The sequence below is a fragment of the Salmonella sp. NW722 genome, from assembly GCF_051702785.1.
Lineage (GTDB): Bacteria > Pseudomonadota > Gammaproteobacteria > Enterobacterales > Enterobacteriaceae > Salmonella > Salmonella enterica.
On record NZ_JAMMIN010000007.1, the window covers coordinates 168,735 to 182,174 of the forward strand.

The following is a 13,440-nucleotide window of genomic DNA, read 5'->3' on the forward strand; positions in this document are numbered from 1 at the left end:
GCCGTTTTGTTTATCCGTTGATGTGTAACGTGTTATGAACAATCAGCGTGAAACGGGGGCGCTATGGAATGGTTGGTTAAGAAATCGCATTATGTCAAAAAGAGGGCGTGCCATGTTCTGGTGCTGTGCGATAGCGGCGGTTCGCTAAAAATGATCGCCGAGGCGAATTCCATGATATTACTGAGTCCCGGCGATATCCTGTCGCCTTTACAGGATGCGCAGTATTGTATTAATCGGGAAAAACACCAGACCTTAAAAATCGTTGATGCACGCTGTTATTCCTGCGACGAATGGCAGCGGTTGACGCGCAAGCCTTCATGATCTGGCGGGCAGAAAAATCAGCATTACCCCCGCCATAATACACAATACGCCGAGCATCGCTTTTAGGCTGAAGGCGCCTTGCAAACCGGGTAACAACATTGAGGCTACCCAGACAAGCACATAGCTGAGACTCAGCAGCGCATAGGCTTTGCTGAGCGCGAGCGTGTGTAATGTTTTATGCCAGCAGAAGACGGAAACCAGATACCCCGCCAAACCGGCGAATAGCGCCAGGGTCGCGGCATTAAATGCGCCCAGCCCGGAAATAAACGCCAGTGGATGCGCTATCGATGGCAGTCGCATCATGGCGAATCCTAAACTCAACTGGGCGAGGGAGGCAATCGCAACGCTTATCAGTCCCCACATTACGCCCATTATGCCGCACTCCCCAGAATGATAATGCCGCTGATAATCAATGCGACGCCAAACCAGTGGCGGGGCGGAACCTGTTCATGCCAGATTTTCCAGGCCGCCAGCGTGACCCAGACAAAATTCAGACTCAACATCGGGTAAGCAATTCCCACCGGCAGGGTTTGTAGCACCAGCAGCCACAGCACCATCGCTGCGCCCATGCATATCAGCGCCAGGCCCAGCCACAGCATCAGGTGACGGCGGCGTCCGCCCGCCGTCAATGGCCGTGTCGCTTGCTTCTGGCAGAGCTGACCGCCAACGCTGAGCAGACTGGCAAGCACCAGAACGACGCCGATCATTTAGGCCGATACTGAATTAACACCAGACGCCCCTGATAATCAATATTGTCCGCAGGGGGAAGGGAAAGAGCGCTGATGTCTTCATCTTTGGCTATTGAAAGTACTAGCGTAATAATGCCCTCCTGACGATGCTGGTTGAGCCAGGCGTTAAAATCGTCGGCTTTAACGAATTTATCCTGCACATCAGGATAGCTAAGACCATACCTGAGTTCGCCCGCGTGTCCGTAGAGCATAATATCGTCTCGTTTCAGACTCCAGGCCAGCCCGGCGGCGACGCCGACGTTGTCGGCAAGAATATAGCGGCTTGATGCCAAAGGCGCCTGGGTCATTTCGACAAAAAACTGTGGCTGTTTGGACTCCATCACCCTGTCGGGGATGGAAAAGCCGAACAGCAGCGCCAGTCCCAGCGGACAAAACGCGGGTAATAGGTATTGTTGGCTATGACAGAGGCTATACCAGCCCACAAACGCCCAAACAGTAAAGACGCCCCAGACGCAAAAAACTTTATAGGTTTCGATATGCGTCCACACCGGCGATTTCAACGGGCCCCATGAGGAGACGACAAACGCCGCGACGATCCCGACTAACCCGAACACCAGGTTGATCCCGCCGTTGACACGTAGCGCGGCGACGCCTTCTTTTACGTTATGCAGGACGAAGCGCGCCATGAGTATCGCTATCGGTGCGAAACAGGAAAGAACATAGGTGGGCAGTTTCCCTTTCGCAATGCTGAAAAAGAGAAGCGGCATGATCGTCCATCCGAGCAAATAGAATGCGCCGTTTCGCTCGCGCCAGCCCAGTTTAAGCGCGCCAGGCAGTAACCCCAGCCACGGTAAACTTCCCGCGAGCAGTACCGGCAGATAGTACCAGAAAGGGGCTTTATGCTGGGCATCGCTCATGGCGAATCGCTGGATATGCTCCACCCAGAAAAAGTAATGCCAGAAATCGGCTTCGCGTCGCGCAATGGCGATCGCCCAGGGAAGGACAACCACAAAGCAGCTCAAGACCGCCAGCCAGCCGTATAGCAAAAAGTCCTTCCAGCGTTTCTGGACAATGACCCACGGCAGCACGCTCACTACCGGTACGGCCAGGGCGAGGAAGCCTTTAGTTAATACACCCAGACCGCAGGTTGCGCCCAGTAGCAAAAACATCCCAATCTTGCCCGTTCGGGTCGTGGCCTGCATCCCCTGCCAGAAACAACACATCCCGGCCGTAAGCCAAAGCGCGATCATCGGGTCGAGTACCGCATACGTCCCGATACTGTAAACGGCAAAGAGGGAGAGAAAGATAACGGAGGCGAGCAACGCGGTACGTTTATCCCGCCATAAGCGGAACGTCAGCCACGCCACCAGCGCTGCGGCCAGCAATGTCGTTAAAATAGCGCCAGCCCGCACGCCAAAATTGGTAGCGCCAAAAAGCCACTGACCCAGACTGTTTATCCAGTAACCGGCTATCGGTTTTTCAAAATAACGTAATCCCAGAAAATGCGGCACGATCCAGTCGCCAGACGCCAGCATCTCCCGACTTATTTCGGCATAGCGCGTTTCATCCGGCTGCCAGAGCAGGCGGCTATTGACAGGAATAACATAGTAGAGTGCGATAAATGCGGCGAAAGCCAGATAATAGCGTATCGATTTCATCATGAGGCGCTCGCGGTCTGTTGGCACCCCAGCCAACCTTCACGGCCAGGGATGTGTCCACGTACAATTTGCCCCAACGGCAGAGACTCAGGCGATGCCGGCAGCAGTTCGCCCAGAGGGCAAAAGGTGATCCCCGCGTCGCGTGCACGAACGAGCAAATCTTCAAACAGCGGCTGATGGACAATACCTTCGACTTCCGCATGGATGGTATATACCGGCGTGCCTTTGTCCTGCAACATACGGGAGATAATCCAGGTATTGAACGACTGCGCCTGAACGGCGGGGCCGATAACCTCATCCCACGTGGGTAAGGTGACCGGGATTTGCGGCGTCCCTGTCTGGCCCGGCATCAGTAGCGGACGGAATAAGGTGGTTCCACGGCAATCGCTGTTATACCGCAGGTTGAACGGCTCTTTCGCACGAACAACGCGCCCATCCGCTCGCCAGCCGGCCGCGGCTGAGCAGGTGACGGGTTTTCCGATAATGGCCTCAAGCGCCGTTATGCCGCGCGCGATATCTTCTTCAAGCTGGCGGATACTCCAGTGGCCGCTGTGAGTCTGCCACGCATGGTGATCCCAGGCGTGTAGTCCCGTCTCATGGTATGTTGCCGTTTCACGAATAATCCCGGCATTGGCGTTGCCGATATTTTTTCCCGGCCAGGCGGTACCGGCCAGCAGGATATCCCAGCCGTAGAGCGAAGCGGCGTTTGAACGTAGCATTTTCCATAAAAATCGCGGTTTTATCAGACGCCAAAGATGACGTCCCATATTGTCCGGCCCGACGCTGAAGAAAAAGCTGGCCTGAACGCCGTGGCGATGCAATGTCGCCAGCAGCCGGGGAACACCTTCACGCGTTCCTCGCAAGGTATCAACATCAATGCGTAAACCGACTTTCGTCATGATGCGCGTTCCGCGACATCTACGCTGCGCAGGAAGAAGTCCAGCGTTTCTTCAACCGTATCACACATCGCAATAGACGGTTCCCAGTCCAGACAGCGCCTGGCATTGTCGATACTGGGTTTCCGGTGTGCGACATCCTGATAACCCTTGCCGTAATAACTACGGCTTTCGACGACCTGGAAACCGGCAAACGGTGGGAAATGGCAGCGCAGCGGATGCTTATCAAAACTGTCGAGCAACAGCGTCGCCAGTTCCTGAATACTGGCTTCGTTGTCAGGATTGCCGATATTAATGATTTTGCCATCGCACCGATCGCCATCATTCACAATAATGCGGAATAATGCTTCGATCCCATCGCGAATATCGGTGAAACAGCGCTTCTGCTGACCACCGTCGATAAGCTTGATCGGCGTCCCTTCTACCAGGTTCAGAATCAACTGCGTTATCGCGCGTGAACTGCCGATACGCGCCGCGTTCAGGCTATCCAGCCGCGGCCCCATCCAGTTAAAGGGACGGAAAAGCGTGAAGCGCAATCCCTCTTTTTCGCCATAAGCCCAAATCACCCGGTCGAGAAGCTGTTTGGAAACGGAATAAATCCAGCGCGGCTTATTCACCGGCCCGACGATCAGATTCGATTTGTCCTCGTCAAAAGAGGCGTCCGTACACATGCCGTACACTTCAGAGGTAGACGGAAAAACCACGCGTTTACGGTATTTTACGCAATAACGGATAATCCGCAGGTTTTCTTCAAAATCAAGTTCAAAGACGCGCAGCGGGTTGCGGGTGTATTCAATCGGGGTAGCAATTGCTACCAGCGGCAGTACGACATCGCATTTTTTGACATGATATTCGATCCATTCTGAGTGGATGCTGATATCTCCCTCCACGAAATGAAAGCGAGGGTGGAGCAGGAATCGGCTAATGGCGTTGCTGCCGATATCCATACCGTAGACCTCGTAATTCTCTTCATTCAGTAACCGTTCGGTCAAATGATTGCCGATAAAACCGTTGACGCCGAGGATGAGAACGCGAATGCGACGTTTACCGCTGGTCGCTGGTGGACGGTTCAAACGCGCGCCCGCCACCAGACCAAGCGTCTGTGCAAGCTGCGAGCCCTGTACAGTAATACCGTCTCCGGCCTGGCCGGTAATAATCTCCAGCGCGCCATCGGCGCAGGCGATCCGCAGCGGAGAGACCGAAATTACCGAGCCGGGAAGCGCGCCCTGCGCATCCGGACAAATTCGGGAAGACCAGATAGTGAATTTTTGCGAGCCGTTATAGCTGAACGCGCCGGGCCAGGGGGCGGCTACCGCCCGCACCAGGTTATGCACCGTGGAAACCGGTTTGTGCCAGTCGATAAGGCCATCTTCCGGCCTGCGGCGACCATAATACGTAGCGTCAGACTCACGCTGGGGAACAGAAGGTATATCGCCGCATTTCATGGTGGGCAGGATGCTATTAAGCAACTGGCGCGCGGCCTGACATAGCTTATGATGCAGGGTAAGCGCAACATCGTCCTGCGCAATAGCGACGCGTTGACTGGCGACAATCTCTCCGGCGTCGGCACGTTTGACCATACGATGCAGCGTTACGCCCGTTTCGCTTTCGCCGTTAACCAGAACCCAGTTTAGCGGCGCACGGCCACGATAGGCAGGCAATAGAGAACCGTGCAGATTGAACGCGCCAGCCGGGGCGAGGTGCAGAATTTCTTCGCTTAACAGGTTGCGGTAATAGAACGAAAAAATAATATCCGGCGCAAGCTCAGCGATGCGGTCGACCCAGATAGGATGGTTTACGTTATCCGGTGCATAAACCGGAATCCCTAATTCTGCCGCCAGCCGGGAGACGGAGCCAAAAAAGGTGTTTTCCGCAGGATTGTCGGCATGAGTAAAAATCGCGGCAATCTCATACCCGGCATCCAGTACGGCCTGCACGCCCTGACATCCCATATCGTGATAGGCAAAAATAACGGCTTTCATTGGTGACTTTCCTCAGTAAACGGCGTGCTTTCCGGGTAGATAACTTGTTGAACAAAATAGCGGGGGCGGGCGCGGACATCGTTATAAATGCGACCGATGTATTCGCCCAGCAGTCCCATACCGATGAATTGCGCGCCGATGAAGGTAAACAGGACGGCAAAGAGCATAAATACGCCTTCCGCCGCCCACTGCGGCCCCAGCGCCAGGCGAAGTACAATAAGCAATACCGACAGGCTAAACCCGCCGATGGCGATAACGCTGCCCAGCAGACTCAACAGGCGCAGCGGCGTCGTCGTCAGGCAGGTCACCAGGTCATACATCAGGTTAATGAGACGCATAAAACTGTATTTAGAGTCGCCAAATTCACGTTCAGCGTGATGCACCGGGATCTCGGTAGCCCGACGAGCGAAAATGTTGGCCAGAATAGGGATAAAGGTGCTGCGTTCATGGCAGCGCAACATAGTATCGATAATAGGGCGGCGATAGGCGCGTAACATGCAGCCGTAATCGCCCATCGCTTTGCCCGTTGTGCGCTGGATCAGCAGATTAATGATTTTTGACGCCGATTTGCGAAACAGGCTGTCCTGTCGGTTCTGGCGCACGGTGCCTACCACATCGAACCCTTCATCGGCTTTCGCCACCAGGCGCGGGATCTCTTCCGGCGGGTTTTGCAGATCGGCATCCAGCGTAATGATGAGATCGCCGCTTACATGGCTAAACCCCGCCATAATTGCTGCATGTTGACCGTAGTTACGGTTGAGTAAAATAGAGATGATATGGCTATCGGCCTCCTGGGACGCCTTAACCATCAGCTCCGCCGAGCTATCGCTGCTACCATCATCTATCAATAAAATCTCCCACGCTTTGCCCAGACTCTCGCAGGCGGTGGTGGTGCGTCTTATCAATTCCGGCAGGCTTTCCTGTTCGTTATAGACAGGAATAACCACCGAGACTTTTTTTATGGGGGCGGCGTCAAACATGCTTATTGTCCTGCTATCTGATGAAGGGCGGTAATGACCCGATCAAAGTCACTCTCGGTCATGTCCGGGAAGAGCGGCAGTGAGCAGATCCGCTCGCTGTTCCACTCGGTGTCAGGCAGCGTGAGCGTTGGGAAACGTTCGCGATAATATTTTTGCGTATGCGCGGCGCGGAAATGCAGTCCTGTGCCGATGCCTTTCGTTTTCAGCGATGCCATCAGAGCATCCCGGGTAATACCGCAGCGGGCTTCATCGACCCGGATAATGAATAAATGCCAGGCGTGAATATGTTCCCACGCCGGAAGGCTCAGAGGCTGAAAAGGCAGGTCTGCCATTGCCTGGTGGTACTGCGCTGCGATGGCGGCGCGTCGAGCGTTAAGCGCATCCAGTTTCTGTAACTGAGCAAGCGCGATAGCGGCGTTGAGGTCGGGCAAATTATATTTGTAGCCCGGCGCCAGGACTTCCGCTTGTGGCGCGCGTCCTCCGCTCTGTCGATCCCAGGCATCAACGCCAAGCCCGTGAAACTTGAGACTGCGCAGTTTATCGGCGAATTGCGGGTTATCCGTGACGACGATACCGCCTTCAGCGCAGGTGATGTTCTTAATGGCGTGGAAGGAGAAAATCGCGGTGCCCCGGGCGCCAATGTGGCGACCTTTGTAGCTGGTTCCTGTCGCGTGCGCCGCGTCTTCAATCACCGGAATGCCATAACGCTCGCCAAGAGCGTAAATAGCGTCCAGATCGGCGGGCGCGCCAGCGTAGTGGACGGGGATAATTGCTTTGGTTTGTGGCGTAATCGCGGCTTCGATATGTTCAGGCGTGACCATCAGCGTATCGCGATCGACATCGACCATGACGGGGTTCGCGCCGAGTAAAACGATCATATTTAGCGTAGAAACCCACGTCATTGACGGTGTAATGACCTCGTCGCCTTCACCAATGCCCAGCGCCATCAACGCGATGTGCATACCGGCAGTGGCTGAACTGACGGCAACGGCATATTGATTGCCAGTTAGCCGACAAAACGCCGCTTCCAGTTCCTGATTTTTCGGGCCGGTTGTTATCCAACCTGAGTCCAGTACGGTCTTAACGGCAGCAAGCTCTTCCGCGCCCATTGCCGGACGGGAGAAAGGCAAAAAGTCCGACATCATTTTTCCTTCAGCCATTGAAAGCCGCTTTTCAAATATTTCGGCAATAGAAAAGGGCTTATTTTTTAACGCATTTAGCTGAACCCTACTGGATGAATATTAAATTAACATTAAGAAATTAAGGTGAAGTAAAAAGATAATTTTTAACGGAATTATGCTTTGCTTTCGCCGAAAGTTTAAGGCATTTTATGCATGCCCAAAAGCTGTTTTTATGTTTCTGGCCTGGTCTTCCGTTGCGGAATTTCATTTTAATCGTATTGCTATTAAGTTAGCTGCACTGTCTGCCTGAGAGGTTAATGTGCTGGCATTTACCCTACGCTTTATTAAAAACAAACGCTATCTCGCGACTCTGGCGGGGGCGTTGGTTATTATCGCCGGGTTGACCTCACAACATGCCTGGAGTGGTAACGGTCTACCGCAGATTAACGGTAAAGCGCTGGCGGCGCTGGCGAAGCAGCATCCGGTAGTCGTGTTATTCCGCCATGCCGAGCGGTGCGATCGTTCCGATAATACCTGCCTGTCAGACAGCACGGGGATTACGGTCAACGGTGCGCAAGATGCCAGAGCGCTGGGTAAAGCCTTCAGTGCTGATATACAAAATTACAATCTCTATTCCAGTAATACGGTGCGCACCATCCAGTCGGCAACCTGGTTTTCTGCGGGCAGGTCGCTTACGGTGGATAAAAAAATGATGGATTGCGGCAGCGGTATTTATGCTTCAATCAATACGTTGCTGAAAAAGTCGCAGAATAAAAATATAGTCATTTTTACCCATAATCATTGTTTGACGTATATTGCAAAAAATAAGCGCGGCGTAAAGTTTGATCCGGACTATCTTGATGCGCTCGTTATGCATGCGGAAAACGGAAAACTCTTTTTAGATGGTGAATTTGTTCCCGGCTAGCCGCATGTTAAAAGCGTAAAGACAGCCTGAAGCGGCTGTCGTCATTATAATAACCCTTTCAATGCTAATGTGTGGCGTGTCGCTACATTCAAATCATACAGCGCCAGTTCTTCTGGCTTGACCCAGGCGTAGTCCTGAAATTCGTCGTTAATACATATATCGCGATTAGCGGAAACACAGTCGAAGATGAGATAAATCATATAAATCTCTTCTTGTCTGCCATCAGCGTAGGTTTTAACGCGGATATCGTCGCGGAAGGTCCACGGCGTAATATCGCTCAGAATCAGTTGTTCGCCGAGTTCTTCCCGAACCTCCCGACGCAGCGCCTCTTCAATGCGTTCGCCCGGCTCGACCCCGCCGCCCGACAGCGCCCACTGACCGGGAAAGACGCCGCGGTTGTCGGCCATTTTGCACAGCAGATAACAGCCATCATTTTGAATTAATGGGCAAACTATAGTTCGTTGACGCATAAGTCGCTTCCTTAAACCACCAGGTCGTCAGCTTAACAAATCATTCTGCGAAATTCTTTGTGAAAAATGGAAGCGATAACGCAGACTGCGTTTTTTGTTAATCCAGTTGATGCAGGCGTCGCCATGTGATGGCGCAATGATGCGGCATGGCGAAAGTAGTATTTCGTTACAATATGTTTTTGGAATGGTTTTTTAGTGCATTGATTCCTCAGCGTCTGGCAGTACAATTCTGCCGTTTTGGGGAGTTTTTCTTTATGTGCTTGCTGGAAAGGGTAAAAATGAAAAAAAGCATATTATTAGGTTTTGCCGGAATGCTGTTCGTTTCTGCATCGGCGCAGGCCATCAGTATTAGCGGCCAGGCGGGCGAAGATTACACCAACATTGGCGTGGGTTTTGGTACGGAATCGACGGGACTGGCGCTAAGCGGCAACTGGATGCACAACGATGATGATGGCGACGCTGCGGGCGTGGGTCTGGGGCTGAACATTCCGGTGGGACCGCTGCTGGCGACGGTCGGCGGTAAAGGTATTTATACCAATCCGAAAGACAGCGATGAAGGCTATGCGGCGGCTGTCGGCGGTGGGCTACAATGGAAAATCGGCAACAGCTTCCGTCTGTTCGGCGAGTATTATTATTCACCAGATTCGCTGTCCAGCGGTATCGACAGCTATGAAGAAGCGAATGCAGGCGCGCGTTTCACCATTATGCGCCCGCTGAGCATTGAAGCCGGTTATCGTTACCTGAACCTGGCGGGTAAAGACGGCAACCGCGATAATGCGATTGCTGACGGCCCTTATGTTGGCGTAAACGCCAGCTTTTGATGCTAACGGCGCGGCAATCGTCGCGCCATATTCCTCCTTTTCCCGTCATTCTTCTTTCCACGTCCTATTCCTCTTTGCGTTATAGTGTTTTCATCATAAGAGCAGGAGAACACAATGCTAAATGTGGAAATGCTATCCACCGGGGATGAGGTGTTGCACGGACAAATCGTTGACACCAATGCCGCCTGGCTGGCTGATTTTTTCTTTCATCAGGGCGTTCCGTTATCACGGCGAAATACGGTAGGCGATAATCTGGACAGTCTGGTCGCTATCTTGCGTGAACGCAGTCAACATGCTGATGTTTTGATTGTTAATGGCGGGTTAGGGCCGACCAGCGATGATTTAAGCGCGCTCGCCGCGGCAACGGCAAAAGGCGAAGGATTAGTACTACACCAGGCGTGGCTGACCGAAATGGAACGTTACTTTCAGCAGCGCGGTCGCGTGATGGCGCCGAGCAACCGTAAACAGGCGGAACTGCCTGCCAGCGCGGAGTTTATTAATAATCCGGTCGGCACGGCCTGTGGATTTGCGCTACAGCTCAACCGCTGCCTGATGTTTTTCACCCCCGGCGTACCGTCGGAATTTAAGGTTATGGTGGAGAAGGAAATCTTACCGCGGTTACGCGCGCGTTTTTCGCTGCCGGAGCCGCCGCTTTGCCTGCGGTTAACGACTTTTGGACGTTCAGAAAGTGACCTCGCGCAGCGTCTCGATTCACTGCCGTTGCCGCCCGGCGTGACGATGGGGTATCGCTCATCAATGCCGATCATTGAACTGAAGTTGACCGGCCCGGCGACGCAACGGGAGGCGATGCTGGCGTTATGGCCAGAGGTCAAACGGGTCGCCGGACAGAATCTGATTTTTGAAGGTACGGAAAACCTGCCGGCGCAAATAGCCCGCCGACTGCAGGAAAGGCAGTTGAGTCTGACGTTGAGCGAGCAATACACCAGCGGTTTACTGGCGCTACAGCTTTCCCGCGCCGGGGCGCCTGTTCTTGCCAGTGAAGTCGTTCCTTCTCAGGAAGAGACGCTGGCGCAAACGGCACACTGGACGACAGAACGGCGCAGCAATCATTATGCCGGTCTGGCGCTGGCCGTGTCGGGGCTGGAAAACGAACATCTTAATTTCGCGCTGGCGACGCCGGATGGCACGTATGCCTTACGCGTGCGTTTTAGCGCCAATCGGTATAGTCTGGCAATACGTCAGGAGGTCTGCGCGATGATGGCGCTAAATATGCTGCGCCGCTGGCTTAATGGCGAGGACATTATCAGCGAGCATGGCTGGATAGACGTGGTTGAATCATTGACATCATAATCCCTTTCTCTTATCTGCGATGGGAACGACATCGTGAGCCGGATAAGGCCGCTATGCCATTATCCGGCAATATTATCTGCTTTTTTGTCCAGCCAATTGTACTGAATACAAAGTAATACGTGCGTTAATTCACATTTATATGGTTAACCCTTCCACTCCGTTGGAAGGCGGATAAGCTTTGACGCGCTTCACAATTTTTTCCCTACTGACCTTTCACACTGATTCCAGTGTCTCAGACTGGAGTCCAATATGTTGGAATCAAGTAAAGTCCCGGCTCTTACTCGCGCAATCGACATCCTCAATTTGATCGCGCGTATTGGCCCATGCAGCGCGGCAATCATTATTGAAACGTTGCGTATTCCAAAAAGCACCGCGTACCTGCTGTTGAATGAATTAAAACGTCAGCGATTTATTAGCCTCGATCATCAGGAGAACTACTGCCTGTGGACTAAGCTCGTTGAATTGTCGGGTCATGCGCTCAGCAAGATGGATCTGCGGGAGCTGGCGCGTCCTCGTCTAACACAACTGATGGATGAAACCGGGCTGCTGTGTCACTTGGGGATCATCGACCACGAAAATGCGTATTACATACTGAAAGTGGAATCCTCATCCACTATCAGCGTGCGCTCGCATGAGGGGAAAAGCCTCTCTCTTTATCGTTCCGGCATCGGCAAATGCCTGCTGGCATGGCAGCCGGCCGCCGTACGCAAAGCCATTATTGAAAAAATGGTATGGGAGCGAGCCACGCTGACTACCATCACCGAGCCGCAACAATTGAATGATGAGCTGGAACGCATTCGCCAGCGTGGATGGAGCTTTGATAACGGGGAGGATTATCCGGATGTCCGCTGCGTTGCCGCACCGGTATTTAATGCCAGAAACGAACTGACCGCGGCAATTTCAGTGGTCGGCACGCGCCTGCAAATCAACGAAGAGAATCTTGATTATTTGGCCGGTAAAGCTATTGCCTGTGCCAAAGATATTTCACGCCTGTTGGGATGGAAAAGTCCCTTCGACTCACTCGCATCTTAAAATGGAGAATATTATGACTCTTCCTAAAATTAAACACGTTCGAGCCTGGTTTATTGGGGGCGCTACCGCAGAGAAAGGGGCTGGCGGCGGGGATTATCACGACCAGGGAGGAAATCACTGGATTGATGACCATATCGCCACTCCCATGAGCAAATATCGCGACTATGAGCAGTCTCGTCAGTCTTTTGGGATCAACGTGTTAGGGACGCTGATTGTCGAAGTAGAGGCGGAAAATGGGCAGACGGGGTTCGCCGTTTCGACAGCAGGGGAGATGGGCTGTTTTATCGTAGAAAAACATCTTAACCGGTTTATTGAAGGCAAATGCGTAAGCGATATCAAACTTATTCACGATCAGATGCTCGGCGCGACCATGTACTACTCCGGTTCCGGCGGTCTGGTGATGAACACGATTTCCTGTGTGGATCTGGCGCTGTGGGATCTGTTTGGCAAGGTGGTTGGGCTGCCGGTTTATAAATTGCTGGGCGGAGCGGTGCGCGATGAAATTCAGTTTTACGCCACCGGCGCACGCCCGGATCTGGCTAAAGAAATGGGCTTTATCGGCGGTAAAATGCCGACTCACTGGGGACCGCACGATGGTGATGCGGGGATCCGTAAAGATGCCGCGATGGTGGCGGATATGCGTGAAAAGTGCGGGCCGGATTTCTGGCTGATGCTCGACTGCTGGATGAGTCAGGATGTGAACTATGCGACTAAACTGGCTCACGCCTGTGCGCCATTTAATCTCAAATGGATTGAAGAGTGTCTGCCGCCGCAGCAGTATGAAGGCTATCGCGAATTAAAACGCAACGCGCCTGCAGGGATGATGGTTACCAGCGGCGAACACCATGGTACGCTGCAATCCTTCCGCACTCTGGCAGAAACCGGCATTGATATTATGCAGCCGGATGTTGGCTGGTGCGGCGGATTAACCACGCTGGTTGAGATCGCCGCGCTTGCCAAATCGCGCGGGCAACTGGTGGTGCCGCACGGTTCGTCTGTCTATTCGCACCATGCAGTTATTACTTTCACTAATACCCCTTTCAGCGAGTTCCTGATGACCAGCCCGGACTGCTCCACCCTGCGTCCGCAATTTGACCCGATTCTCCTGGATGAGCCGGTGCCGGTGAATGGACGCATCCATAAATCAGTGCTGGATAAGCCGGGCTTCGGCGTCGAGCTTAACCGTGACTGTCACTTGAAACGCCCTTATAGCCACTAATAACTCGTGCGTTGC

At 53.2% G+C, this 13,440-nt stretch carries 14 protein-coding genes; 6 read left to right on the top strand and 8 right to left on the bottom strand.

Translation table 11 applies throughout. The features are described 5' to 3' along the window. Positions 1-63 precede the first annotated feature (63 nt). Positions 64-321: a signal transduction protein PmrD gene (pmrD, locus tag NA330_RS18285; protein WP_000455132.1), complete on the top strand. Its 258-nt coding sequence runs from the start codon at positions 64-66 to the stop codon at positions 319-321. Here pmrD and arnF read toward each other — a convergent pair. Genes arnF through arnB form a run of 7 tightly spaced genes read right to left on the bottom strand, consistent with a single transcriptional unit; the run spans position 316 to position 7,668 of the window. After that, a complete protein-coding gene (arnF, locus tag NA330_RS18290; protein WP_000538692.1) occupies positions 316-693 on the bottom strand; it encodes a 4-amino-4-deoxy-L-arabinose-phosphoundecaprenol flippase subunit ArnF in 378 nt (125 codons plus the stop codon). The genes pmrD and arnF overlap by 6 nt on opposite strands. Then, positions 693-1,028 (bottom strand): 4-amino-4-deoxy-L-arabinose-phosphoundecaprenol flippase subunit ArnE, encoded by a 336-nt coding sequence (gene arnE, locus NA330_RS18295; RefSeq protein WP_023202372.1) that lies wholly within the window; start codon positions 1,026-1,028, stop codon positions 693-695. The genes arnF and arnE overlap by 1 nt, the downstream gene beginning before the upstream one ends. Beyond that, entirely contained in the window at positions 1,025-2,671 is a 1,647-nt protein-coding gene (gene arnT / locus NA330_RS18300) for a lipid IV(A) 4-amino-4-deoxy-L-arabinosyltransferase (protein WP_031608415.1), read from the bottom strand. Before arnT ends, arnE begins: the two co-directional genes overlap by 4 nt. Then, positions 2,668-3,567, bottom strand: coding sequence for a 4-deoxy-4-formamido-L-arabinose-phosphoundecaprenol deformylase (gene arnD / locus NA330_RS18305; protein WP_023242544.1), 900 nt, complete (start codon positions 3,565-3,567; stop codon positions 2,668-2,670). Before arnD ends, arnT begins: the two co-directional genes overlap by 4 nt. Continuing rightward, the gene (gene arnA / locus NA330_RS18310) at positions 3,564-5,546 is read right to left on the bottom strand and encodes a bifunctional UDP-4-amino-4-deoxy-L-arabinose formyltransferase/UDP-glucuronic acid oxidase ArnA (protein ID WP_023242543.1); all 1,983 of its coding nucleotides are present in this window, start codon (positions 5,544-5,546) and stop codon (positions 3,564-3,566) included. The genes arnD and arnA overlap by 4 nt, the downstream gene beginning before the upstream one ends. Then, on the bottom strand, positions 5,543-6,526 hold the full coding sequence (gene arnC / locus NA330_RS18315) for an undecaprenyl-phosphate 4-deoxy-4-formamido-L-arabinose transferase (protein ID WP_000458893.1): 984 nt from the start codon (positions 6,524-6,526) through the stop codon (positions 5,543-5,545). Before arnC ends, arnA begins: the two co-directional genes overlap by 4 nt. A gap of 2 nt (positions 6,527-6,528) precedes the next feature. Further along, positions 6,529-7,668, bottom strand: coding sequence for a UDP-4-amino-4-deoxy-L-arabinose aminotransferase (gene arnB, locus NA330_RS18320; RefSeq protein ID WP_023242542.1), 1,140 nt, complete (start codon positions 7,666-7,668; stop codon positions 6,529-6,531). Between the two features lie 298 nt (positions 7,669-7,966). Here arnB and pmrG point away from each other — a divergent pair, with 298 nt between their 5' ends. Then, entirely contained in the window at positions 7,967-8,572 is a 606-nt protein-coding gene (pmrG, locus tag NA330_RS18325; RefSeq protein WP_000879257.1) for a lipopolysaccharide core heptose(II)-phosphate phosphatase PmrG, read from the top strand. A gap of 44 nt (positions 8,573-8,616) precedes the next feature. Here the strand turns inward: pmrG and nudI are convergent, their stop codons facing one another. Beyond that, positions 8,617-9,042 (bottom strand): nucleoside triphosphatase NudI, encoded by a 426-nt coding sequence (gene nudI / locus NA330_RS18330; protein WP_001249905.1) that lies wholly within the window; start codon positions 9,040-9,042, stop codon positions 8,617-8,619. 278 nt (positions 9,043-9,320) lie between these two features. On the opposite strand from nudI, the gene NA330_RS18335 reads away from it, so the two are divergent. From NA330_RS18335 to rhmD, 4 genes are all read left to right on the top strand, one after another. Further along, positions 9,321-9,863 (top strand): YfaZ family protein, encoded by a 543-nt coding sequence (locus NA330_RS18335; protein ID WP_001670658.1) that lies wholly within the window; start codon positions 9,321-9,323, stop codon positions 9,861-9,863. A gap of 114 nt (positions 9,864-9,977) precedes the next feature. After that, a complete protein-coding gene (locus NA330_RS18340) occupies positions 9,978-11,174 on the top strand; it encodes a nicotinamide mononucleotide deamidase-related protein YfaY (protein WP_000935683.1) in 1,197 nt (398 codons plus the stop codon). A gap of 249 nt (positions 11,175-11,423) precedes the next feature. Further along, complete coding sequence (locus tag NA330_RS18345) at positions 11,424-12,206, top strand: IclR family transcriptional regulator (RefSeq protein WP_000894173.1); 783 nt, start codon at positions 11,424-11,426, stop codon at positions 12,204-12,206. Between the two features lie 13 nt (positions 12,207-12,219). After that, entirely contained in the window at positions 12,220-13,425 is a 1,206-nt protein-coding gene (gene rhmD / locus NA330_RS18350; RefSeq protein ID WP_001530644.1) for an L-rhamnonate dehydratase, read from the top strand. Positions 13,426-13,440: the final 15 nt, after the last annotated feature.